The sequence below is a fragment of the Paraburkholderia sp. UCT2 genome, from assembly GCF_014397665.1.
GTDB lineage: Bacteria > Pseudomonadota > Gammaproteobacteria > Burkholderiales > Burkholderiaceae > Paraburkholderia > Paraburkholderia tuberum.
This window is the reverse complement of the sequence record NZ_VZQO01000021.1, coordinates 29,652-52,443: the sequence shown is the minus strand read 5'-3', so window position 1 is coordinate 52,443 and position 22,792 is coordinate 29,652. Positions and strand designations below refer to the sequence as shown.

21 protein-coding genes are annotated in these 22,792 nt (G+C 65.3%); 13 read left to right on the top strand and 8 right to left on the bottom strand.

Annotation, left to right across the window (positions count from 1 at the left end; translation table 11 throughout):
* Positions 1–51: 51 nt before the first annotated feature.
* From F6X39_RS18865 to pyrF, 7 genes are all read left to right on the top strand, one after another.
* Positions 52–1,050 (top strand): arabinose ABC transporter substrate-binding protein, encoded by a 999-nt coding sequence (locus F6X39_RS18865; RefSeq protein ID WP_184050969.1) that lies wholly within the window; start codon positions 52–54, stop codon positions 1,048–1,050.
* A 262-nt stretch (positions 1,051–1,312) separates the two neighbouring features.
* Entirely contained in the window at positions 1,313–2,869 is a 1,557-nt protein-coding gene (araG, locus tag F6X39_RS18860; RefSeq protein ID WP_187617697.1) for an L-arabinose ABC transporter ATP-binding protein AraG, read from the top strand.
* A gap of 54 nt (positions 2,870–2,923) precedes the next feature.
* Entirely contained in the window at positions 2,924–3,940 is a 1,017-nt protein-coding gene (araH, locus tag F6X39_RS18855; protein WP_184022903.1) for an L-arabinose ABC transporter permease AraH, read from the top strand.
* Positions 3,941–3,981: 41 nt separating this feature from the next.
* Entirely contained in the window at positions 3,982–4,782 is an 801-nt protein-coding gene (locus F6X39_RS18850; RefSeq protein ID WP_090801880.1) for an SDR family NAD(P)-dependent oxidoreductase, read from the top strand.
* Positions 4,779–5,720, top strand: coding sequence for an SMP-30/gluconolactonase/LRE family protein (locus F6X39_RS18845; RefSeq protein WP_187617696.1), 942 nt, complete (start codon positions 4,779–4,781; stop codon positions 5,718–5,720). The genes F6X39_RS18850 and F6X39_RS18845 overlap by 4 nt, the downstream gene beginning before the upstream one ends.
* Positions 5,721–5,940: 220 nt before the next feature.
* Positions 5,941–7,002 (top strand): aldose 1-epimerase, encoded by a 1,062-nt coding sequence (locus F6X39_RS18840; protein WP_187617695.1) that lies wholly within the window; start codon positions 5,941–5,943, stop codon positions 7,000–7,002.
* A 171-nt stretch (positions 7,003–7,173) separates the two neighbouring features.
* A complete protein-coding gene (gene pyrF, locus F6X39_RS18835; protein WP_187617694.1) occupies positions 7,174–7,989 on the top strand; it encodes an orotidine-5'-phosphate decarboxylase in 816 nt (271 codons plus the stop codon).
* A 67-nt stretch (positions 7,990–8,056) separates the two neighbouring features.
* On the opposite strand, the gene F6X39_RS18830 is transcribed toward pyrF, so the two are convergent.
* The 4 genes from F6X39_RS18830 to thiL form a co-directional block, all read right to left on the bottom strand.
* Positions 8,057–8,587 carry a cupin domain-containing protein gene (locus tag F6X39_RS18830; RefSeq protein WP_187617693.1) on the bottom strand — a complete coding sequence of 177 codons (531 nt, stop codon included), beginning with the start codon at positions 8,585–8,587 and terminating at the stop codon, positions 8,057–8,059.
* Positions 8,588–8,619: 32 nt separating this feature from the next.
* On the bottom strand, positions 8,620–9,120 hold the full coding sequence (locus F6X39_RS18825) for a CinA family protein (protein ID WP_184022908.1): 501 nt from the start codon (positions 9,118–9,120) through the stop codon (positions 8,620–8,622).
* Between the two features lie 106 nt (positions 9,121–9,226).
* Entirely contained in the window at positions 9,227–9,802 is a 576-nt protein-coding gene (locus F6X39_RS18820; RefSeq protein WP_184022909.1) for a phosphatidylglycerophosphatase A, read from the bottom strand.
* Entirely contained in the window at positions 9,792–10,793 is a 1,002-nt protein-coding gene (gene thiL / locus F6X39_RS18815; RefSeq protein ID WP_184022910.1) for a thiamine-phosphate kinase, read from the bottom strand. Before thiL ends, F6X39_RS18820 begins: the two co-directional genes overlap by 11 nt.
* 178 nt (positions 10,794–10,971) lie before the next feature.
* On the opposite strand from thiL, the gene F6X39_RS18810 reads away from it, so the two are divergent.
* The 3 genes from F6X39_RS18810 to F6X39_RS18800 all read left to right on the top strand — a co-directional run bounded on the left by F6X39_RS18810 (position 10,972) and on the right by F6X39_RS18800 (position 14,721).
* A complete protein-coding gene (locus F6X39_RS18810) occupies positions 10,972–13,311 on the top strand; it encodes an NADP-dependent malic enzyme (protein ID WP_187617692.1) in 2,340 nt (779 codons plus the stop codon).
* 419 nt (positions 13,312–13,730) lie between these two features.
* Entirely contained in the window at positions 13,731–14,144 is a 414-nt protein-coding gene (locus tag F6X39_RS18805; protein WP_090801868.1) for a ribonuclease, read from the top strand.
* Between the two features lie 16 nt (positions 14,145–14,160).
* Positions 14,161–14,721 (top strand): barstar family protein, encoded by a 561-nt coding sequence (locus F6X39_RS18800; RefSeq protein WP_184050947.1) that lies wholly within the window; start codon positions 14,161–14,163, stop codon positions 14,719–14,721.
* Positions 14,722–14,850: 129 nt separating this feature from the next.
* Here the strand turns inward: F6X39_RS18800 and F6X39_RS18795 are convergent, their stop codons facing one another.
* The 3 genes from F6X39_RS18795 to speE form a co-directional block, all read right to left on the bottom strand.
* Positions 14,851–15,591 (bottom strand): 16S rRNA (uracil(1498)-N(3))-methyltransferase, encoded by a 741-nt coding sequence (locus F6X39_RS18795; RefSeq protein WP_187617691.1) that lies wholly within the window; start codon positions 15,589–15,591, stop codon positions 14,851–14,853.
* Positions 15,592–15,610: 19 nt separating this feature from the next.
* A complete protein-coding gene (locus F6X39_RS18790) occupies positions 15,611–16,024 on the bottom strand; it encodes a VOC family protein (protein WP_187617690.1) in 414 nt (137 codons plus the stop codon).
* A 104-nt stretch (positions 16,025–16,128) separates the two neighbouring features.
* Positions 16,129–17,031, bottom strand: a complete 903-nt coding sequence (gene speE / locus F6X39_RS18785) for a polyamine aminopropyltransferase (protein ID WP_187617689.1) — start codon at positions 17,029–17,031, stop codon at positions 16,129–16,131.
* A 269-nt stretch (positions 17,032–17,300) separates the two neighbouring features.
* Between speE and tkt the strand changes: the two genes are divergently transcribed.
* Both tkt and gap read left to right on the top strand, forming a co-directional pair.
* The gene (gene tkt, locus F6X39_RS18780; RefSeq protein ID WP_184058466.1) at positions 17,301–19,322 is read left to right on the top strand and encodes a transketolase; all 2,022 of its coding nucleotides are present in this window, start codon (positions 17,301–17,303) and stop codon (positions 19,320–19,322) included.
* Between the two features lie 112 nt (positions 19,323–19,434).
* Positions 19,435–20,445 carry a type I glyceraldehyde-3-phosphate dehydrogenase gene (gap, locus tag F6X39_RS18775; protein ID WP_008923882.1) on the top strand — a complete coding sequence of 337 codons (1,011 nt, stop codon included), beginning with the start codon at positions 19,435–19,437 and terminating at the stop codon, positions 20,443–20,445.
* Positions 20,446–20,516: 71 nt separating this feature from the next.
* On the opposite strand, the gene F6X39_RS18770 is transcribed toward gap, so the two are convergent.
* Complete coding sequence (locus tag F6X39_RS18770) at positions 20,517–21,203, bottom strand: FadR/GntR family transcriptional regulator (RefSeq protein WP_090801859.1); 687 nt, start codon at positions 21,201–21,203, stop codon at positions 20,517–20,519.
* Positions 21,204–21,440: 237 nt separating this feature from the next.
* Here F6X39_RS18770 and F6X39_RS18765 point away from each other — a divergent pair, with 237 nt between their 5' ends.
* Entirely contained in the window at positions 21,441–22,769 is a 1,329-nt protein-coding gene (locus F6X39_RS18765) for a C4-dicarboxylate transporter DctA (protein WP_187617688.1), read from the top strand.
* Positions 22,770–22,792: the final 23 nt, after the last annotated feature.

Sequence of the window (22,792 nt, the reverse complement as noted above, 5' to 3'; positions counted from 1 at the left end):
AAGACGCGGCCGATTACCTTCTCGTTATCAATTAGTCAGGAGACACGCATTATGAAACGTAGAATTTTCCTCACGCTGGCAGCGGCGGCGGCGGGTGTGCTCTTCAACGCACCGGTCGTACAGGCCGCCGATTCGGTCAAGATCGGCTTCCTCGTGAAGCAGCCGGAAGAACCGTGGTTCCAGGACGAATGGAAGTTCGCCGAGATGGCCGCCAAGCAGAAGGGCTTCACGCTCGTGAAGATCGGCGCGCCGTCGGGCGAGAAGGTGATGAGCGCGATCGATAACCTCGCCGCCCAGAAGGCACAGGGCTTCGTGATCTGCACACCCGACGTCAAGCTCGGGCCGGGCATCGTCGCGAAGGCGAAGGCGGACGGCCTGAAGATGATGACGGTCGACGACCGCCTCGTCGACGGCGCGGGCAAGCCGATCGAAGCGGTGCCGCACATGGGCATCTCGGCGTATAACATCGGCAAGCAGGTCGGCGACGGCATCGCGGCTGAAATCAAGAAGCGCGGCTGGGACATGAAGGACGTCGGCGCGATCGACGTGACCTACGAGCAGTTGCCGACCGCGCATGACCGCACCACCGGCGCGACCGACGCGCTGGTCGCCGCGGGCTTCCCGAAAGCGAACATCGTCACCGCGCCGCAGGCGAAGACCGACACGGAAAACGCGTTCAACGCCGCCAACATCGCGCTGACGAAGAACCCGCAGTTCAAGCACTGGGTCGCTTACGCGCTGAACGACGAAGGCGTGCTCGGCGCGGTGCGCGCGGCGGAAGGCCGTGGCTTCAAGGCCGACAACATGATCGGCATCGGCATCGGCGGTTCGGAGTCCGCGATGAACGAGTTCAAGAAGCCGCAGCCGACGGGCTTCTACGGCACCGTGATCATCAGCCCGAAGCGCCACGGCGAGGAAACCTCGGAACTGATGTACGCGTGGATCACGCAGGGCAAGGAGCCGCCGCTGCTGACGCTGACGACCGGCATGCTGGCGACGCGCGACAACGTCGGCGAAGTGCGCGAGAAGATGGGCCTCGCGTCGAAGTAATCGCAAGACTTGCGGTGGTATGAAGTACACCGCCGGCGCGTCGCTTTCCCTGCCTGGCGCAGGAGACGGCGCGCCGGCGGCGAGAGACGATCTGCGGTAGACAGACGGATCGCGCGCGATACGCGTACGGTCAACATGAAGCAGCAATATCTTGCATGGGACCGGAGTAAGCGCTAAAGCGCTAACTCCGGTCGACCGCGATGAAACTGCATGGGACCGGAGTAAGCGCTAAAGCGCTAACTCCGGTCGACAAGGAGGCGAAGTGTCAGCGACGCTACGTTTTGACAATATCGGCAAGGTTTTTCCAGGCGTGCGTGCGCTCGACGGTGTGTCCTTCGACGTCAACGTCGGCCAGGTGCACGGCCTGATGGGCGAAAACGGCGCCGGGAAATCGACGCTGCTGAAAATTCTCGGCGGCGAGTATCAGCCCGATTCGGGCCGCATGATGATCGACGGCAACGAGGTGCGCTTTCCGAGCGCGGCCGCGTCGATCGGTGCCGGCATCGCGGTAATTCACCAGGAACTGCAGTACGTGCCCGACCTCACGGTCGCGGAAAATCTGCTGCTCGGCCAGTTGCCCAATGCGCTCGGCTGGGTCAACAAGCGCGAGGCGAAGCGCTTCGTGCGCGAGCGACTCGAAGCGATGGGCGTCGCGCTCGATCCGAACGCGAAGCTGCGCAAGCTGTCGATCGCGCAGCGGCAGATGGTCGAAATCTGCAAGGCGCTGATGCGCAACGCGCGCGTGATCGCGCTCGACGAGCCGACCAGCTCGCTGTCGCACCGCGAGACCGAGGTGCTGTTCAAGCTGGTGCGCGATTTGCGCGCCGACAACCGCGCGATGATCTACATCTCGCATCGGATGGACGAGATCTACGAGCTGTGCGACGCGTGCACGATCTTCCGCGACGGCCGTAAGGTCGCGTCGCATCCCACGCTAGAAGGCGTGTCGCGCGACACGATCGTCAGCGAGATGGTCGGGCGCGAAATTTCGGACATCTATAGCTATTCGGCGCGGCCGCTCGGTGAAGTGCGCTTCGCGGCGAAGGCGATCGAAGGTCATCCGCTCGCGCAGCCGGCGAGCTTCGAGGTGCGGCGCGGCGAGATCGTCGGCTTCTTCGGACTCGTCGGCGCGGGCCGCAGCGAACTGATGCATCTGGTGTACGGCGCCGAGCATCGCAAGGGCGGCGAACTCATACTCGACGGCAAGCCGATCAAGGTGCGCAGCGCGGGCGAGGCGATCAAACACGGCATCGTGCTGTGCCCCGAGGATCGCAAGGAAGAGGGCATCGTCGCGATGGCGAGCGTCGCGGAGAACATCAACATCAGCTGCCGCCGTCACTATCTGCGCGCGGGCGTGTTTCTCGATCGCAAGAAGGAGGCGCAGACGGCCGACCGTTTCATCAAGCTGCTGAAGATCAAGACGCCGCATCGGCGGCAGAAGATCCGCTTCCTGTCGGGCGGCAACCAGCAGAAGGCGATTCTGTCGCGCTGGCTCGCCGAGCCCGATCTGAAAGTCGTGATTCTCGACGAACCGACACGCGGCATCGACGTCGGCGCGAAACACGAGATCTATAACGTGATCTATCAGCTCGCGGAGCGCGGCTGCGCGATCGTGATGATTTCGTCGGAATTGCCGGAAGTGCTCGGCGTGTCCGACCGGATCGTCGTGATGCGCCAGGGCCGCATTTCCGGCGAGCTCGCGCGCCAGGACGCGACCGAGCAGTCGGTGCTGAGCCTCGCGCTGCCGCAAAGCTCGACCGCGCTGCCTGAAAACGCGAACGCCAACGCCGCCAACCAGAGCGCGTCGCGCGCGGCCTGAACCTTATCCGGACGCGAGTCCGCAACCCGTGGGGAACGGGGAGGAGTATTGAACATGCAAGCCAGAGAAAACCTCGCGCAGCAGACCGCCAAGAGCGCGGCCGACGCGCTGATTCCGCAGACCGGCGACAAGGCCAAATGGTGGCAGCAGATCACCGAATACAGCCTGATCGTGATCTTCATCCTGATGTTCGTCACGATGTCGTTGACCGTCGATCATTTCTTCTCGATCGAGAACATGCTCGGCCTCGCGCTGTCGATCTCGCAGATCGGCATGGTCGCGTGCACGATGATGTTCTGCCTCGCGTCGCGCGACTTCGACCTGTCGGTCGGCTCGACCGTCGCGTTCGCCGGCGTGCTGTGCGCGATGGTGCTCAACGCGACCAACAGCACGGTCATCGCGATCATCGCGGCGGTCGCGGCGGGCGCGGTGATCGGCTTCGTCAACGGCGCGGTGATCGCTTATCTGCGCATCAACGCGCTGATCACGACGCTCGCGACGATGGAAATCGTCCGCGGCCTCGGCTTCATCGTGTCGCATGGGCAGGCGGTCGGCGTGTCGTCGGATACGTTCATCGCGCTCGGCGGCCTGACGTTCTTCGGCGTGTCGCTGCCGATCTGGGTCACACTGATCTGCTTCATCGTGTTCGGCGTGATGCTGAACCAGACCGTGTACGGCCGCAATACGCTGGCGATCGGCGGTAATCCGGAAGCGTCGCGGCTCGCCGGTATCAACGTGGAGCGCACGCGCGTCTACATCTTTCTGATCCAGGGCGCCGTCACCGCGCTTGCCGGCGTGATTCTCGCGTCGCGTATCACGTCGGGTCAGCCGAACGCCGCCGAAGGCTTCGAGCTGAACGTGATCTCCGCGTGCGTGCTCGGCGGCGTGTCGCTGTTGGGCGGCCGCGCGACGATCTCCGGCGTCGTGATCGGCGTGCTGATCATGGGTACGGTCGAGAACGTGATGAACCTGCTGAACATCGACGCGTTCTATCAGTACCTGGTGCGCGGCGCGATCCTGCTCGCGGCCGTGTTGCTCGACCAGTTGAAGAACCGCGGCTCGCGCGATTGAGTCGCTTTCACCCCATCCCAAGCTCATAAAGGAATCGAACGATGTCGTCTCCGGCCAATGCAAACGCCAGCCTCGCTGACACCGCGTACGCGCGCTATCCGAGCCTCGTCGACCGTACGGTGCTGATCACGGGCGGCGCGACCGGCATCGGCGCATCGTTCGTCGAGCACTTCGCGGCGCAGGGCGCGCGCGTCGCGTTCTTCGATATCGACGCGAGCGCGGGCGAAGCGCTCGCCGACCAGCTCGGCGATTCGAAACACAAGCCGCTGTTTCTGGCCTGCGATCTGACCGATGTCGACGCGCTGCAAAAAGCGATCGCCGACGTGAAGGCCGCGCTGGGTCCGATCCAGGTGCTCATCAACAACGCTGCGAACGACAAGCGCCATCAGATCGGCGACGTGACGCGCGAGTCGTTCGACGCGGGCATCGCCGTGAACATCCGCCATCAGTTCTTCGCGGCGCAGGCCGTGATGGAGGACATGAAGGCCGCGCGTAGCGGCTCGATCATCAACCTCGGCTCGATCAGCTGGATGCTGAAGAACGGCGGCTATCCGGTGTACGTGATGTCGAAGTCGGCGGTGCAGGGTTTGACGCGCGGGCTCGCGCGCGACCTCGGCCACTTCAATATCCGCGTCAACACGCTGGTGCCGGGCTGGGTGATGACCGACAAGCAGCTGCGCCTGTGGCTCGACGACAACGGCCGCCGCCAGATCAAGGAAGGCCAGTGCATCGACGCCGAGCTGATGCCGGCCGACCTCGCGCGCATGGCGCTGTTCCTCGCCGCCGACGACAGCCGCATGATCACCGCGCAGGACATCGTCGTCGACGGAGGCTGGGCGTGAGCGCCAGCCCGCGCGTGCAGCGGGCCACGCTGCTGCTCGACGCGCAATGCGAGCTCGGCGAAGGCGCGACCTGGTGCGCGAGGAGCGCCCGCTTCTACTGGACCGACATCGAAGGCGCGCGGCTGTGGCGCTACGATCCGGCCGACGGCCGCAGCGATTCGTTCGACATGCCCGAGCGGCTCGCCACCTTCGCACTGTGCGAAAACCCGCGCTACGTGCTGCTCGGGCTCGCATCGCACCTCGCGTTTTTCGATCTGGAGAAGGGCAGCACACAGCGCATCGTCGACGTCGAGCCCGGCATGAATACACGGGTCAACGACGGCCGCTGCGATCGGCAAGGGCGTTTCGTGTTCGGCACCAAGGACGAAAGCGGACAACGGCTGACGGTCGCCGGCTTTTACCGGTTGAATCACGATCTGTCGCTCGAACGTTTACCGTTGCCAGCGCCGGCGATTTCGAACAGCATCGCATTCAGTCCCGACGGCGCGACGATGTACTACTGCGATTCGCCGACGCGTGAAATCCGCGCGTGCGACTATCGCGCGGACGGCGGCATCGCGAACGATCGCCTGTTCACTCGCCTGACCGATGCGAACGGCATCCCCGACGGCTCGACCGTCGACAGCGACGGCGGCCTGTGGAACGCGCAATGGGGCGGCGCGCGCGTGGTGCGTTACGGCCCCGATGGCGTGGAAACCGAGCGCATCGACGTGCCGACCACGCAGCCGAGCTGCGTCGCGATCGGCGGTGCCGCGCTCGGCCAGGCCACGGGCAGCGCCCAGGGCGAGACGGCGCTCGACACGCTGTACATCACGAGCGCCTACGCCGAGCTCGATGCGACGGCGCGCGCGGCCGACACGCTCGCGGGCGACCTGTTCGTCGCGACGCTCGCGCAGCGCGGTGTTGCGGAGCCGCTGTTCCAGGGCGCGCCTATCTAGCGCAGAATGACGCAGCCCCGGCCGCACGCCGGGGCCGCGATCCTGAAGGTGAAGCAGAAGTCGATGTGGCAGTTTCGGTGCGCGAGCAATACGCCCGCGACCGGCCGGCAACGAATCGGCAGCATGCAGTTCGGACTCGAGGCGAATTGGTCACAAAAAGTCGCCCGCCACTCCCGTCAACCCTGACGGCAACGTCCCACGCCTCTCGATGGAGCCAGATATGACTGTTGCGAATCTCGTTTCAGCCTCATCCCCAACCTCTCAAACGCGACGCTCGCGACTCGCCGCGGCCGCCAATCCCGTGCTGGCGGGCCCGAGCACGTCGGCGGTGGCCCTCGGCGAAGGTAGCGCCGGCGATGTCGCGTGCATCACGCTCGCCAACTCGCAATTGCGTCTCGATGTCGCGCCGACGATCGGCGGCGGCGTGACCCGCTTCGACTGGCGCGACGACGGCGCGCTGACGCCGATCTTCCGGCGCTGCAGTCACGTCGGTGGCGATACGCAACCGAACCAGCTGGCCTGCTATCCGCTCTTGCCATACTCGAACCGCATCGGCGGCGGCCATTTCAGCGTGGCCGGGCGGCGCGTCGAGGTGCCGCGCAACCGCGCCGACGAGCCGCTGCCGATTCACGGCGACGGCTGGCTCGCGCAATGGCAGGTGCTCGACGCGGGCCGCGAGCACGTGCGTCTCGCGCTCGACCGCAGCGACGGCAAGCCGTACGCGTTCCGCGCGACACAAACCTATACGCTGGACGGCCCAACGCTGGTCGTTTCGCTCGACATCGAAAACGCTGGCCGCGAGACGCTGCCGTTCGGGCTCGGCGTGCATCCGTTCTTCGTGCGCGACGCGGACACCGAACTGTCGGCGGCAGCCGGCGGCCTGTGGCTCTCGGGCGACGACTGGCTGCCGGTGCGCCACGTGCCGGCGCCCCCCGCGTGGCAGTTCGGCGTCGCGTATCCGCTGCCGGAGACGATCGTCAATCACGCGTTCACCGGCTGGAGCGGCCAGGCGGCAGTGGTATGGCCGAAGCGCCGTCTGTCGCTGAACATCGCCGCCGACACCGACTATTACGTGCTGTACACGCCGCCCGGCGAAGACTTCTTCTGCTTCGAACCGGTCGATCATCCGATCAATGCAATGAACCTGGCGGGCGGCGCGAGCGAGAACGGCATGACGCTGCTCAAGCGCGGCGAGCGGTTGACGCGCACGTTCCGCTTCACGGTCGAGCGGACTGGACTGCGCTCGATGCCGGGCGGGCGCGGCGCGCGGCGCAGGCAGTAGCCGCAGTCGTAGCCGCCGGGCCGCCGGCCGGACGAACGTCCGAACGGGCGGCCTGGCGCTGCTATCGCCTATGAGGCGCGGGCCGCGCGGTGACCGCCATCGACGGACGGCGTTCGTGGGACAGGTAAAATACGCGCCTCCTCCGATTACCGGCTCGCCGCGAGACTCACCATGTCCAATTTCATCCAGACACTCAACGACGCCTGGCAGCGCACGAACTCGCTGCTGTGCGTTGGCCTCGATCCCGAGCCCAGCAAATTTCCCGGCGCGCTCGCGGGCCGCGCCGACGCGATCTTCGAGTTCTGCCGCACGATCGTCGATGCAACCGCGCCGTACGCGTCGTCGTTCAAGCCGCAGATCGCCTACTTCGCCGCGCATCGCGCAGAAGAGCAGCTCGAGCAGCTGATCGCCCACATTCACGCGAACCATCCGGGCCTGCCGGTGATTCTCGACGCCAAGCGCGGCGATATCGGCAGCACGGCCGAGCAATACGCACGCGAGGCCTTCGAGCGCTACCAGGCCGACGCGGTGACGGTCAATCCGTACATGGGTTTCGATTCGATCGAGCCGTATCTCGAGCACGCAGGCAAGGGCGTGATCGTGCTGTGTCGCACGTCGAACGCGGGTGGCTCGGATCTGCAGTTTCTCGAGACAAGCGGTCGGCCGTTGTATCAGGTCGTCGCGCAACTGGCCGCGCAGAAGTGGAATGCGAGCGGCCAGCTTGGGCTCGTGGTCGGCGCGACGTTTCCGAAGGAAATCGAAGTGGTGCGGGGGATCGTCGGCGACATGCCGCTGCTGATTCCGGGCATCGGCGCGCAAGGCGGCGACGTGCAGGCCACCGTGAGCGCCGGACGCACCGCGAACGGCACCGGCATGCTGATCAACTCTTCGCGCGCGATCATCTACGCGGGCAAGGGCGACGATTTCGCGCAAGCGGCCGCGCAGGCGGCGAAGGACACCCGCGACCGGATCAACGCGTTTCGTTGAACCGGTCGGGCGATCCCGCGGCGGGCGATCCCGCGGCGGGCGGTCCCGCGACGGCCGGCGCGGCGCGTCAGCGCGCCGGTGCGAGCCGCCCGATCAACCCCGCATGCCGCGGATGCCGCGTCTTCAGCGCGTCCACCTCCGCGAGTTCGAACTCGCTGAATTCGAAACCCGGCGCGACCGTGCAGCCGACCAGCGCGAACGATGCCGGATCGGCACACTCGGCCGCGAACCACAAGCCGGCCGGCACGACGGCCTGACAGACCGTATCGGGATGCGTGAGCGGATTGCCGAGCCGGTGCGTGACGAGCGCACCGCCGGCATCGCTTTCATCGAGCACGTGGACCAGCAGCGGCTCGCCGGCATAGAAATGCCAGACTTCATCGGAACGGATCCGATGCCACGCCGAATGCGCGCCGTCGCACAACAAGTAATGGATCGCAGTCGACGCCGCACGGGTGTTCCCAACCTCGTTCGGTTCGCCGGCGCGCAGCACACGCGCGGTCGACCGGTAGGTCTCCGCAAAAAAGCCGCCTTCAGGATGGGGCTTCAGATCGAAGCGGCGGATCAGTTCGTCTGCGATCGCGCGCGAATCCGGCATTGTCCGCCTCCTCAGTGATAGTTAGCCGCCGCTCAATGCTCGCGTTCGTCGAGTAGCGCCAGCAGGCCGCGCAGCGCGTGCGCCGCGGCCTGCACGCGGATCTGGTCGCGGTCGCCCTTGAAAATCTTCGTTTCCACCGACGTGTGCAGCCGGTTGCTCCAACTGAACGACACCATGCCGACAGGCTTGGTTTCCGTGCCGCCGCCGGGGCCGGCGACGCCGGTGATCGACAGCGACACTTGCGCTCGGCTGTTGCGCAGCGCGCCTTCGGCCATCGCTCGTGCGACCGGCTCGCTGACCGCGCCGTGCTTTTCGATCAGGTCGGCCGGCACACCGATCATTTCGCTTTTCGCCTGGTTCGAATACGTGACGAAGCCGCGTTCGAACCAGCCGCTGCTGCCGGAGATGTCGGTGATCGCGGTCGCGACCATGCCGCCCGTGCAGGACTCGGCGGTCACGAGCATCAGGCGCTCGTCGCGCAGACGGTTGCTCACGCGGATCGCAAGCTGGTGAACGACGGAATCGGTAGGCATGGCGTCAGTCAATCCGGAAAACGAAGCCGGCCGGGCGGCGCGGCGAACGGCAGGGGGGCGGCGGCCAAAAGAGTCGGACGGTACTCGAACGGTAAACAGGCAGCGCTCAAACCGACATCCGCCACAGCGCAATCACGAGCAACGTAAAAAATGCGGCGATCAGGTCATCGAACATGATGCCAAAGCCACCTTTCAGCCGGCGGTCGAAGTAGCCGATCGGCGGCGGCTTCACCATGTCGAAGAAGCGGAAGATCAGGAACGCCCACACCTGGCCGGTGAGCGTGGCAGGCGTGACCATCAGCAGCACGAGCCAGAACGCGACGATTTCGTCCCACACGACCGCCGACGGATCCTCGACGCCGAGCCGCTTCGCGGTAAAGCCGCACAACGCGATGCCGCCGAGAAAGCCGACGCCGATCAGCACGCCCCATTCAATAACTGTCAGATAACGACTCAGCACCGCGAACGAGGCCCACCCGAGCAGCGTGCCCATCGTGCCCGGTGCGACGGGTGACAGCCCGCTGCCGAAGCCGAGCGACAGAAGGTGGACTGGATGCGACAGCATGAAGCGCGCGGTCGCGCGGCGCGGCTGAGCGGGCTTCGGCGCGCGCGGTCCAGGCGCCTGAGGCGGCTCGCCGCCGAGGAAGTCGTCGGCGGGGCCGAGCGGGGGGTCATTCTGCATGAAAGTGATCGAAACCTTGCAAGGTCAGAGTGAGCGGCGCGCCGCTGGCGTTGCGCCACGCGATGGCCGGGCGGTCGGTGGCCGCCTCCAGTGCGCTTATTGTACCGATGCGGGTGACCGGCACGGCGGCCTTCTGCGCGGCGGCCTCGACCGCGGCGCGCGCGGCGGCGGGCGCGGTGAAGCACAGCTCGTAGTCGTCGCCGCCGGCGAGCGTGCAGCGCTGCTGGACGTCGGGCGGCAGACGGCGTAGCGCGGCCGAGCGCGGCACCGCATCGACGTCGACGCTCGCGCCCACCGACGAGCGTTCGAGGATGTGCCGCAGATCGCCGGCGAGTCCATCCGACAGGTCGAGCGCCGCGTGTGCGATGCCGCGCAGCGCGAGGCCGAGCGCGATGCGCGGCTCGGGGCGTTCGAGCGCCCGGCGGAACGTCGCGGCGTCATTCGGGGTGGCGGACCATTCGCCGCGCTGCGCGCCGAGGCCGGCGCGCGCGTCGCCGAGAGTGCCGGAGATCCAGATGTCGTCGCCGGGTTGCGCGGCATCGCGGCGCAAGGCTGTTCGTGGCGGCACGCTGCCGAATACCGTAATGCACAGATTGAGCGGCCCGCCTGTGGTATCGCCGCCGATCAGCTCGCAACCGTAGCGCTCGGCGAGCGCGAACAGGCCTTCGCTGAAACCGGAAAGCCAGGCTTCGTCGGCTTTCGGCAGCGAGAAGGCCAGCGTGAACGCCCGCGGCTGCGCGCCCATTGCGGCGAGGTCAGACAGATTGACGGCAAGCGCCTTGTGACCGAGCGCTTCGGGATCGATATCGGCGAAGAAATGACGGCCTTCGACCAGCATGTCCGTCGATATCGCCAGCATTTCGCCGGCAGGCGGCGCCAGCAACGCGCAATCGTCGCCGATGCCGAGCGTGCCGCCTTCGGCATTGGCGGGCCGCACGGCGGCGGCGCGGCGGGCAAAGAAGCGATCGATCAGCGAAAACTCGGAAAGCATGATGGCGGACGGTGAGCGGAGAACGATTGGAGAAATGGCGCGGATCAGGGTGATTGAGCGTGATGCCCCGTCGCAAGCGCCGGACCATCCGGACAACGGGCAACGCGCGCTTTCACGCTGTTTCAGTCGCGGCTGTTGTACCCGTATTGAAGGAATTGCGTAGGCAATTGGGGCTACAATGCCGTCGAACGTCTATTCTAATCTGCCCTCCGAAGCCCGCCTTATGTCGAATCCCGTCAATACCAAACTCCGCGAAGCAGCTCTCGATTACCACGAGTTCCCGACTCCCGGCAAAATCGCGATCGCCCCGACCAAGCAGATGATCAACCAGCGCGACCTCGCGCTGGCGTATTCGCCTGGCGTCGCGTTCGCGTGCGAGGAAATCGTCGAGAGCCCGCTGAACGCCGCGCGCTTCACCGCGCGCAGCAACCTCGTTGGCGTCGTCACGAACGGGACCGCGGTGCTGGGCCTCGGCAACATCGGGCCGCTCGCGTCGAAGCCGGTCATGGAAGGCAAGGCCGTCCTGTTCAAGAAGTTCGCCGGCATCGACGTGTTCGATATCGAGATCAACGAGACCGATCCGCACAAGCTGGTCGAGGTGATCGCCGCGCTCGAACCGACCTTCGGCGGCATCAACCTCGAAGACATCAAGGCGCCGGACTGCTTCATCGTCGAACGCGAATGCCGCAAGCGCATGAAGATTCCGGTCTTCCACGACGACCAGCACGGCACCGCGATCGTCGTCGCGGCGGCGGTCACCAACGGCCTGAAGGTCGTCGGTAAGGACATCAAGGAAGTCAAGCTGGTCGCGTCGGGCGCGGGCGCGGCGGCGCTCGCGTGTCTGGACCTGCTGGTCGACATCGGCCTGTCGCTCGAAAACATCACCGTGACCGACCTCGCGGGCGTCGTGTACAAGGGCCGCACCGAACTGATGGACCCGGACAAGGAGCGTTTCGCGCGTGAAACCGACGCGCGCTCGCTTGCCGAGGTGATCGAAGGCGCGGACGTGTTCCTCGGGTTGTCGGCCGGCGGCGTGCTCAAGCAGGACATGGTCAAGCAGATGGCCGCCAGGCCGCTGATCCTCGCGCTTGCGAACCCGACGCCGGAAATCCTGCCGGAACTCGCGCTCGAAGTGCGTCCGGACGCGGTGCTGTGCACGGGCCGCACCGACTACCCGAACCAGGTCAACAACGTGCTCGTGTTCCCGTTTCTGTTCCGCGGCGCGCTCGACGCCGGCGCGACGACGGTCACGCGCGAAATGGAAATCGCCGCCGTCAACGCGATCGCGGAGCTGGCGCGCCAGGAGCAGAGCGACATCGTCGCGACCGCGTACGGCATCCAGGACCTATCGTTCGGACCGGAATACCTGATTCCGAAACCCTTCGATCCGCGTCTGATCGTGAAGGTCGCGCCCGCGGTGGCGAAGGCCGCGATGGAATGCGGTGTTGCCGAGCGTCCAATCGAGGACATGGACGCATACGCGCAGCATCTGCAGCAGTTCGTTTATCACAGCGGCACGACGATGAAGCCGATCTTCCAGCTCGCGCGCAGCGTCGAGCCGGAGAAGAAGCGCATCGTGTTCGCGGAAGGCGAAGAAGAGCGTGTGCTGCGCGCGATGCAGATCATCGTCGACGAAAAGCTCGCCAAGCCGATCCTGATCGGCCGGCCGGCCGTGATCGAGCAGCGGATCGCGCGTTATGGCCTGCGGCTCGTCGCGGGGCAGGACTACACGGTCGTCAACACCGATCATGACGAACGTTACCGCGAGTTCTGGCAGGAATACGCGAAGATGATGTCGCGCAAGGGCATCACCACGCAGATGGCCAAGCTCGAGATGCGCCGCCGCACCACGCTGATTGGCTCGATGATGGTCAAGAAGGGCGAGGCGGACGGCATGATCTGCGGTACGGTCAGCACCACACACCGCCACCTGCACTTCATCGATCAGGTGATCGGCAAGAAGCCCGGCGCGAAAGTCTATGCGGCGATGAACGCGCTGGTGCTGCCGAATCGGCAGATTTTCCTCGTCGATACGCACGTGAACGTCGATCCGACACCGGCCGAGCTGGCTGAGATCACGATCATGGCAGCCGAGGAAGTGCGCCGTTTCGGCATCGAGCCGAAGGTTGCACTCGTGTCGCACTCGAACTTCGGTTCGAGCAACGCGCCGACGGCGCAGAAGATGCGCGATACGCTCGAGATCCTGCGCGAACGCGTGCCGCAGCTGCAAGTTGACGGCGAAATGCACGGCGACGTCGCGCTCGACGCCAACCTGCGCCGCGAGGTATTGCCCGATTCGACGCTCGAAGGCGACGCGAACCTGCTGGTGCTGCCGAACATCGACGCGGCCAACATCTCGTACAACCTGCTGAAGACGGCGGCCGGCAACAACATTGCGATTGGCCCAATTCTGCTCGGCGCGGCCAAGCCGGTGCACGTGCTGACGCCATCGGCGACGGTGCGCCGGATCGTCAACATGGCGGCGCTGCTGGTCGCGGACGTCAGCGCAACCCGCTAACTGCGCATCGTGATCGGGCCGCGACGGGCCCGGCGCCGGTTTTCCCACCGGCGTACCTGAAAAAAAAGGCGTGCCCGCAATGGGCACGCCCTCAGGGCAAGCTGGGGATCGCCACCCCGAAAATGGCAATGACACGGCCTTTCGGCTCAGTGGTTTCAGGCTCTAACAACCGCAATCGAGCGCCTCTGCCAGCGGCCGCTTGCACCGCCCGCACTGCATTCGATCACGATTGAGCTCAGTTTAGCCTGATTGAGCTAAACATTCTGTCAAAAGTCGTCAAAGTCCCCGCCACCGGCTTTTCCGCGGGGTGAGGCGGGGTGCCATCGGCCGTCGAACGTTGATTCCAAAGGCTATTAGCGATACCCTTACGACTTTCATGGTCGTCAAACTCGTGATCTGACAGCGGGGAAACCTGATACATGGCACGCAACTGGTTGCGCATGAAAGGCGTGCTGATCGGTGCCGCCGCACTCTGCGCGTTGTCCAGTTCCGCGCCCGAAGCGCTGGCGCGAGATTACTCGGCGCCAACTGGGGTGGAAGCGCAGGTGGGCACCATCGCGCTGGCGCAATTGCCGCGCGAGGCGGTCGATACGTTGAACCTCATTGCCGCCGGCGGGCCTTACCCGTATCAGAAGGACGGCATCGTATTCGGCAACTACGAACGGGTGCTGCCCGCCCACCGGCGCGGCTATTACCACGAATACACCGTCCCCACGCCTCACGCGCGTAATCGCGGGGCGCGCCGCATCGTCTGCGGAGGTCCGCTACAGCGGACCGACAATTGTTATTACTCGGACGACCATTACACCAGTTTTAACCATATTGTTGAATGACATTGGGATGAACGGCATGAGCGACAACATCTACGCGCACGATTCCGGAGTCGCGACGGATCTTTTCGCGGCCGGCGACGGCAATTTGTTCCAACGCGTCATGAAGATGCGCGCCGACGAGCAGGGTCGCGACAATCAAAGCGAGGCTGCCACGGTGGTTTCATCGAACGAGGAGCCCATGAGCCTTTTCAGGACGGTGCGGCCGAACATCGTGCAGTCGATCCGCGCGTTCCGCGTGCAGGATCTCGCCGACGAGGCCAACCTGCTCGGCCAGCACTTTCTGTATGCGTACTGCGCGAACGCCGCCTCGAAGCAGGAAGTGCTCGAGACGATCGCGACGTCGTTCCTGTTTCCCAAGCATTTCGGCAAGAACTACGACGCGCTCTACGACTGCCTGACCGACCTCGTGCACAAGGCCGGCGCGCAGCCCGGCTTCGTGATCGTGCTCGAACACCTGCCGATCGCGCAGAAATTCGACAAGGAAGGGCGCGAGACGCTGCTCGACGTGTTCCGTGAAGCGGCCGAATTCTGGGCCGAGCGCAAGGTCGCGTTCCGGGTGTTCTACTCGTTCGCTTGAAGTTCGCCGGATTTTCGTCTGTTCAGGCGTAGCTGCTTGAGTCTGACAGTGAACGTCGCGGTATAAACGGCAAAGGCCCGCTAATTGGCGGGCCTTTGCTTTTGTCGCGCTGCTTGGGCAAGCTCCCGCTCACCAGCCGCCCCAGCGCGCCGCGAGCCCCGCCAACACTGCGATTCCGGCGGTCTCTGTGCGCAGCACACGCGGTCCCAAGCCAATCGCGGTAAAGCCCTGTTCGCCGGCGGCGACTTCCTCGTCGGCGCAAAGGCCGCCTTCGGGGCCGATCAGCAGCGTCACGCCACCAGGCGGCGGCGCGTCAGGCAGCGCCGCAAAGCCGATGCTCGCGCGCGGCGATAACAGCAGGCGCAGCTCGTCAGGCGCCGGCTCGCGCGACAGCGTATCGAGCCACGCGCCAATCTCGCACACCGGCATCACGTCCGGAACCCGATTACGTCCGCACTGCTCGCACGACGCCCGCACCACACCCTGCCAGTGCTGCTGCCGCCGCTGCGCGCGCTCGCCGGTAAGCCGCACGACGCTGCGCGCGGTCGCGAGCGGCACGAAGCCCGAGGCGCCGAGTTCGACCGCCTTCTCGATCAGCCAGTCCATCTTGTCGCCGCCTGCGATGCCTTGGGCGAGCGTCAGCCGATACGGCGGCTCGACCTCGATCGCGCGAAATTCGCCGATTTTCACGCGAGCCGCACGACGCTCGACCTCGACGAGTTCGGCACCGTATTCGCCGCCCTGGCCGTTGAACAACGCCAGGGAATCGCCTGGCTGCAGACGCAGCACGGCCAGGTGGCGCACGACGTCGTCGGGCAGTGCGATCACGTCGTCGGCGTAAAGCGGGATATCAACAAAAAAACGGGGCATCGACGGGAGACTCTTGAATTCAGGACAGGTGGCGGGCGAGTGCCCAGCGATAGCCGTCGATATCCTCGACCTGCGCGAAGCGGTCGCCCCAGAACTGGTCCTGTGGCTCGCTCAGCGACTTCGCGCCGGCCGCGAGCGCGCGAGCATACACGGCGTCGACGTCCTCGACATAGACATAGAACGATTGCGGCGCGATCGTGCCCGCGCTTTTCGGCGTCTTCGCGGTCGAGCCGAACGCGCCTTCAGGCGCGAACATCACGATCAGCTGGCCTTGATAGGTCATCTCGACGTGCATGACGACGCCCTCGTCCTGCACGCTGTCGCGCACGTCGAAACCGAACGCCGCCGAGAAGAATGCCGTCGACGCGCGCGCGTCGCGCACCGTCAGATAGGGGGTGAGCCAGGGCACACCGGCGGGGTGGGGGGCGGTCATGGAGTTCTCCGGATCTTGTGAGGCGGCGAGGCCACGGTTGCGGGTTTCGGTCGGGCGCGGCACGCCGGCATCACACGAACCGATTCGCGCAAGGTGTCCGCGCTTCAAAAGGACGACTTCGTCAACGGGCTCAGTTTATCGCGCGCCGATCGCGCCGCCGAGAATAGCCCCGCGTGCAGGGCTGGTTCGTAATGACGCAGCGAATCGATGCCGCGCGCGGCGAGACGCTCGGTGAGCGTGTCGGCGGTGAGCGCGGCGGGGTCGAGCGTGTCGCTGGCGATCGCCATCAGCCATAGCGAGCCGTAGAGCGGCACGAAGGTGCCCAGCGTGCGCACCTGTGCGAACGCGGCGTGCAGATCGCCGAGCAGCGCGGCGATGCGCGGCGCGTGGTGGTACGGCGAGCCGAGATGAAGCGACAGCAACGCATCAGCACGCAGCACGCGCTTCAACTGCGCGTAGAAGCTCGGCGTGTACAGACCGGCCGCGGGCGAATCGGGTGGCGTCAGGTCGAATACGACGAGGTCGAACTGCGCGGCCGCGACGTTCATTGCACCCTGCGTCGCGCGGGCCGCCGCCGCGACGTAGTCCGCCGCATCGCCGATCACCAGCTCGACGCGCGGATCGTCGAACGCACCGCCATGCACCTGCGGCAAATGTCCGCGCGTGAGCCGCACGACCTCGGGATCGAGCTCCGCGACGACGATCCGCTCGATGCCCGGATGCCTGAGCAATTGCCTCGCGGCCCCGCCATCGCCGCCGCCGAGCACCAGCGCCGCGCGCGGCGCAGGATGCGCGAGCGCGGCCGGATGCACCATGCATTCGTGGTAGATGAACTCGTCGCCTGCGGACGTCATCGGACGGCCGTCGAGCGTGAACAGCGCGCCGAGCTGCGGCGTGTCCCAGATCTCGATCGTCTGATAACGGGATTCGACACGCTCGACGTGGCGCGCGTGAGGAAAGCCGTAGACGGCGTCGGGACAAGGCTGGAACAATAGCGGGGCGTTCACGGCGGACGGGCTCGATCGGTAGTGCGGGCACACAGGTGCTCGAATTGTAAATGCCGCCGCCTGGCGGTGTGCGTTGAACCACGCGGCCAGGCGGCTTTCCGGCCGGGTAGGGGTTACCCTTCTGCTAGAATGTGACGCTTTCAGCCTTGTCCGCTTGCTCTGCCCGTTTCGCGTCTCCTGGCGCCGCATCGTGCGCCGTAGCGAAGTGACCGCCGAGCTTCCGGGCCTCAAGCGCGCCCCCGCTTTCTGACTCTGTCTCCGGACTCGACATGACGACCCCGTCTCCCGCACCCACCTCCCTGATGGCCAACGCGATCCGCGCGTTGGCCATGGACGCCGTTCAAAAGGCGAACTCCGGTCACCCCGGCATGCCGATGGGCATGGCCGAAATCGGCGTCGCCCTGTGGTCGCGTCATCTGCGCCATAACCCGAAGAACCCGCAATGGGCCGATCGCGACCGCTTCGTGCTGTCGAACGGTCACGGCTCGATGCTGCTGTACTCGCTGCTGCATCTGACCGGCTACGACCTGCCGATGGACGAGCTGAAGAACTTCCGCCAGCTCCATTCGAAGACGCCGGGTCACCCGGAATACGGCATCACGCCGGGCGTCGAGACGACCACCGGCCCGCTCGGCCAGGGTCTCGCGAACGCGGTCGGCATGGCGCTCGCCGAATCGCTGCTCGCCACTGAATTCAACAAGCCCGACGCCAGGATCGTCGATCACCACACGTACGTGTTCGTCGGCGACGGCTGCCTGATGGAAGGCATCTCGCACGAAGCCTGCTCGCTCGCGGGCGTGCTGAAGCTGAACAAGCTGATCGCGTTCTACGACGACAACGGCATTTCGATCGACGGCGAAGTGGTGCACTGGTTCCACGACGACACGCCGAAGCGCTTCGAAGCGTACGGCTGGAACGTGATCCCGAACGTGGTCGGCCATGACGTCGACGCGGTCGACGCGGCGATCAGGCAGGCGAAGCTGTCGGACAAGCCGACGCTGATCTGCTGCAAGACCGTGATCGGTGAAGGCGCGCCGACCAAGGCGGGCTCGCACGATTCGCACGGCGCGCCGCTCGGCGACAAGGAAATCGCGGCGACGCGCGAAGCGATCGGCTGGAAGTGGGAGCCGTTCGTGATTCCGCAGGAAGTCTACACGGCATGGGACGCGAAGGAAGCGGGCGCGCGCTTCGAAGCGGAATGGGACGAGGCGTTCGCTGCCTACGCGGCGAAGTACCCGCAGGAAGCGGCCGAATTCAAGCGCCGCAGCGCGAAGCAACTGCCGGCCGACTGGAAAGATAAGGCGAAAGCGATCATCGCCGGCGCGAACGAGCGCGCTGAGACCGTGGCGACGCGTAAGGCATCGCAGCAGGCCATCGAAGGTCTGTCGGCCGTGTTGCCCGAACTGCTCGGCGGTTCCGCCGACCTGACCGGCTCGAACCTGACCAACTGGAAGGCCGCCAAGCCGGTGCGCGTGAATGCCGAAGGCCGTGCCGCCGGCAACTACGTGAACTACGGCGTGCGCGAATTCGGCATGAGCGCGGCGATCAACGGCGTCGCGCTGCATGGCGGCTACAAGGCGTTCGGCGGCACGTTCCTGACGTTCTCCGACTACAGCCGCAACGCGCTGCGCGTCGCCGCGCTGATGAAGTCGCCGTCGATCTTCGTGTTCACGCACGACTCGATCGGTCTCGGCGAAGACGGCCCGACCCACCAGTCGATCGAACACGTCGCGAGCCTGCGTCTGATCCCGAATCTGCAAACGTGGCGCCCGGCCGACACGGTCGAAACCGCGGTGGCCTGGACCCATGCGATCGAGCATGAAGGTCCGTCGTGCCTGATCTTCAGTCGCCAGAACTTGCAGTTCAACGAGCGCACCGACGCGCAGATCGCCAACATCGAGAAGGGCGGCTACGTGCTGCGCGACTGGGATGAAGAGATCGTCGCGCGTAAGATCATCCTGATCGCGACGGGCTCGGAAGTCGAACTCGCGATGAAAGCCGTCGAGCCCCTCGCGCGCGAAGGCATCGCCGCCCGCGTCGTGTCGATTCCGTCGACGACCGTGTTCGACAGGCAGGACGCCGAGTACCGCGAACGCGTGCTGCCGCATGGCGTGCGTCGCGTCGCGATCGAAGCGGGCGTGTCGGATTTCTGGCGCAAGTACGTGGGTCTGGAAGGCGGCGTGGTCGGCATCGACACGTTCGGCGAATCGGCCCCGGCAGGCGTGCTGTTCAAGCATTTCGGTTTCACCGTCGAGCACGTGGTGGCGACGGTCAAGGCCGCGCTCGGCTGATGGTTGCGTCGCGTTGCCGTCGCGCCCCTCGTGGCTGCGCGCGGCAACGCACCGAACCGAATGTCCGACCAGGCGAACATAGACGGATTTTTTAGCCATCAGGAGATAAATCATGACGATTCGCGTCGCAATCAACGGCTACGGCCGGATCGGCCGCAATACCCTGCGCGCCTTCTATGAAAACGGCAAGAAGCACGATATCGAAATCGTTGCCATCAACGATCTGGGCGATGCGAAGACCAACGCCCACCTGACGCAGTACGACACCGCGCACGGCAAGTTCCCGGGCGACGTGTCGGTGGACGGCGACTACCTCGTCGTGAACGGCGACAAGATCCGCGTGCTGGCGAACCGCAACCCGGCCGAACTGCCGTGGGGCGAGCTGGGCGTCGACGTCGTGATGGAGTGCACGGGCTTTTTCACGACCAAGGAAAAGGCGAGCGCGCACATCAAGGGCGGCGCGAAGAAGGTCATCATCTCGGCGCCGGGCGGTAAGGACGTCGACGCGACGATTGTCTACGGCGTGAACCACAACGTGCTGAAGGCGTCGGACACGGTCATTTCGAACGCATCGTGCACGACCAACTGCCTCGCGCCGCTGGTCAAGCCGCTGAACGACAAGATCGGCCTCGTGAACGGCCTGATGACGACGATCCACGCGTACACGAACGACCAGGTTCTGACCGACGTGTACCACGAAGACCTGCGCCGCGCGCGTTCGGCCACGCATAGCCAGATCCCGACCAAGACCGGCGCGGCATCGGCGGTCGGCCTCGTGCTGCCGGAACTGAACGGCAAGCTGGACGGCTACGCAATCCGCGTCCCGACGATCAACGTATCGGTCGTCGACCTGTCGTTCATCGCCGCGCGCGACACGACGGTCGAGGAAGTCAACGCGATCATGAAGGAAGCATCGGAAGGCGCGCTGAAGGGCGTCCTCGGTTACAACGACGCACCGCTCGTGTCGATCGACTACAACCACAACCCGGCTTCGTCGACGTTCGACTCGACGCTGACCAAGGTGTCGGGCCGTCTCGTGAAGGTGTCGAGCTGGTACGACAACGAGTGGGGCTTCTCGAACCGCATGCTGGACACGGCTGTGGCGCTCGCGAACGCAAAGTAAGTTTCGGGTTTCACGCTGCATGAAAAAGCCGCTCTTCGGAGCGGTTTTTTTTCGTCTGCGATTTTTGCCGTCTACGGCGTGGGGAAATAGACGCCGGCGCGCTGCGCGGCGTTCGCGATGTGCGTCTCGATCGCCTTGCCCGCGGCGAGCGAATCGCGGGCCTTCAACGCGTCGAGAATCGCGCGATGTTCGGTGTACGTGGACAGCACCCGCTCGCGCCGGTAGAACGGCATGCGCTGGCTTTCCTGCATGATCTCGGCGCTGCTGCGCAGGATCGACTCGATCGCCGCATTGCCCGCGATGCTGACGATGCGCATATGGAACGCGTAGTCGAGCCGAGCCGCTTCGTCGAGTTCCTCGCAGGCGAGCGCGCTTTGCATCGCGGTGATGTTTTCCTCGAGCCACGCGAGGTCGTCGTTGGTGACCGCGAGCACCGCCATGCGCGCGACGAAGCCTTCGAGCGCGTAGCGCATCTGATACGTGTCGGGCAGCGACGACTGCTCGGCGAAGCGCCACGCCTGCGCGTTTTTCGCCTGCGCGCTTTCCACGTAGACGCCCTTGCCAGGGCGGATCACCAGCAGACCAAGCGCTTCCAGCGTGGAAAGCGCTTCGCGCAGTGAGGCCCGGCTGATCGACAGTTCATCGGATAGCTGGCGCTGCGCCGGCAGCAGACTGCCCACCGGATAGACGCCCCCCTCGATACGCTCGCGGATGGTCGCGATGGCCGCGTCGGTGACGGTGTGCGGGACGTTTTTCATGAGGGATCGCTCGGTAGCGTGGTCTGACCGCAATTCTAATACTTGCGCGCGAGAAGGCGCGCCGCGCGCCGTCTGAAATCCCGAAATCCGACCCGAAATCGCCGAAAACACAACGGGTAAACACTGCTCGATGAGTCCTTGACGTGGGTATATCGGCTTCCTACTATTCGCCATAACAGCACTGGTCGGACCAGTCTGAACAGAAGTGACCGAGACAACCATCCGCAGGAGGAAGCCGTGTTGAAATTCTTCAATTCGCTATTTGGCCGGGTCGTGATAGCGCTCGTGGTCGGCATCGTGCTCGGTGCCGTGTTTCCGCATTTCGCGCAGTCCTTGCGGCCGCTTGGCGACGGCTTTCTGAAACTGATCAAGATGGTGATCGGGCCGATCGTGTTCTGCGTGGTGGTGAGCGGCATGGCGCACGCGGGCGATCTGCGCAAGGTCGGCCGCGTGGGCTTGAAGTCGGTGATCTACTTCGAGGCGATGACGACGATCGCGCTCGTGATCGGCGCGGTGCTCGCATACGCGACGCGTCCTGGTGCAGGTATGAACGTGAACCTGAACTCGCTCGATGCGGCGTCGCTCGCGACCTATACCGAGCACGCGAAGAGCCTGAAGGACACAGCGGGCTTCCTGCTGAAGATCATCCCCGACACGGCGATCAACGCGTTCGCGACCGGCGACATTCTGCAGATCCTCGTGTTCTCGGTGCTGTTCGGCTCGGCGCTGTCGCTGCTCGGCAAGCGCGCGCAGCGCGTGAGCGGGTTGATCGATGAGCTGTCGCAGGTGTTCTTCCGCGTGATGGGCTTCATCATCAAGCTCGCACCGCTCGGCGTGCTCGGCGCGATCGCGTTCACGACCGGCACCTACGGCGTCGAGTCGCTGAAGCAGCTCGGCATGCTCGTGCTGGTGTTCTACGCGAGCTGCGCGGTGTTCGTCGTGGTCGTGCTCGGCGCGGTGATGCGGCTCGCCGGCTTCAGCATCTTCAAGCTGATCCGCTATCTGCGCGAAGAACTGTCGATCGTGCTCGGCACCGCGTCGTCCGACGCCGTGCTGCCGCAGATCATGCGCAAGCTCGAATGGATGGGCGTCAAGGATTCGACGGTCGGTCTCGTGATTCCGACCGGCTACTCGTTCAACCTCGACGGCTTCTCGATCTATCTGACGCTCGCGGTCCTGTTCATCGCGCAGGCGACCAACACGCCGCTGTCTATTCATGACCTGATCGTCGTCGTGCTGGTGTCGCTGGTGACGTCGAAGGGCGCGCACGGCATTCCGGGCTCTGCGATCGTGATTCTCGCGGCGACGCTCTCCGCGATTCCCGCGATTCCTGTGCTCGGTCTCGTGCTGATTCTGCCGGTCGACTGGTTTGTCGGCATCGCCCGGGCGCTCACCAACCTGATCGGCAACTGCGTCGCGACGGTGGTGGTCGCCGTGTGGGAAAACGATATCGACAAGGCGCGCGCGCATCGCGTGCTGAATCGCGACGCGGCGCTGCGCTACGTGCCCGTCGTCGACGACACGCTCGTCGAACCCGGTGCGGCGGAACCCGCGCCGGCGGTCTGACGGCTGCGCGGGGATCTGGTCTG

Bases quoted from the DNA above. Each gene is read 5' to 3' on its own strand.
- F6X39_RS18825 (WP_184022908.1), bottom strand. From the start codon at position 9,120: ATGCCTACCGATTCCGTCGTTCACCAGCTTGCGATCCGCGTGAGCAAC.
- F6X39_RS18795 (WP_187617691.1), bottom strand. From the start codon at position 15,591: ATGCCCCGTTTTTTTGTTGATATCCCGCTTTACGCCGACGACGTGATC.
- F6X39_RS18810 (WP_187617692.1), top strand. From the start codon at position 10,972: ATGCCGTCGAACGTCTATTCTAATCTGCCCTCCGAAGCCCGCCTTATG.
- tkt (WP_184058466.1), top strand. From the start codon at position 17,301: ATGACGACCCCGTCTCCCGCACCCACCTCCCTGATGGCCAACGCGATC.
- gap (WP_008923882.1), top strand. From the start codon at position 19,435: ATGACGATTCGCGTCGCAATCAACGGCTACGGCCGGATCGGCCGCAAT.
- F6X39_RS18800 (WP_184050947.1), top strand. From the start codon at position 14,161: ATGAGCGACAACATCTACGCGCACGATTCCGGAGTCGCGACGGATCTT.
- F6X39_RS18850 (WP_090801880.1), top strand. From the start codon at position 3,982: ATGTCGTCTCCGGCCAATGCAAACGCCAGCCTCGCTGACACCGCGTAC.
- F6X39_RS18790 (WP_187617690.1), bottom strand. From the start codon at position 16,024: ATGACCGCCCCCCACCCCGCCGGTGTGCCCTGGCTCACCCCCTATCTG.
- F6X39_RS18820 (WP_184022909.1), bottom strand. From the start codon at position 9,802: ATGCAGAATGACCCCCCGCTCGGCCCCGCCGACGACTTCCTCGGCGGC.
- F6X39_RS18865 (WP_184050969.1), top strand. From the start codon at position 52: ATGAAACGTAGAATTTTCCTCACGCTGGCAGCGGCGGCGGCGGGTGTG.
- pyrF (WP_187617694.1), top strand. From the start codon at position 7,174: ATGTCCAATTTCATCCAGACACTCAACGACGCCTGGCAGCGCACGAAC.
- F6X39_RS18805 (WP_090801868.1), top strand. From the start codon at position 13,731: ATGGCACGCAACTGGTTGCGCATGAAAGGCGTGCTGATCGGTGCCGCC.
- araH (WP_184022903.1), top strand. From the start codon at position 2,924: ATGCAAGCCAGAGAAAACCTCGCGCAGCAGACCGCCAAGAGCGCGGCC.
- F6X39_RS18770 (WP_090801859.1), bottom strand. From the start codon at position 21,203: ATGAAAAACGTCCCGCACACCGTCACCGACGCGGCCATCGCGACCATC.
- F6X39_RS18840 (WP_187617695.1), top strand. From the start codon at position 5,941: ATGACTGTTGCGAATCTCGTTTCAGCCTCATCCCCAACCTCTCAAACG.
- F6X39_RS18830 (WP_187617693.1), bottom strand. From the start codon at position 8,587: ATGCCGGATTCGCGCGCGATCGCAGACGAACTGATCCGCCGCTTCGAT.
- thiL (WP_184022910.1), bottom strand. From the start codon at position 10,793: ATGCTTTCCGAGTTTTCGCTGATCGATCGCTTCTTTGCCCGCCGCGCC.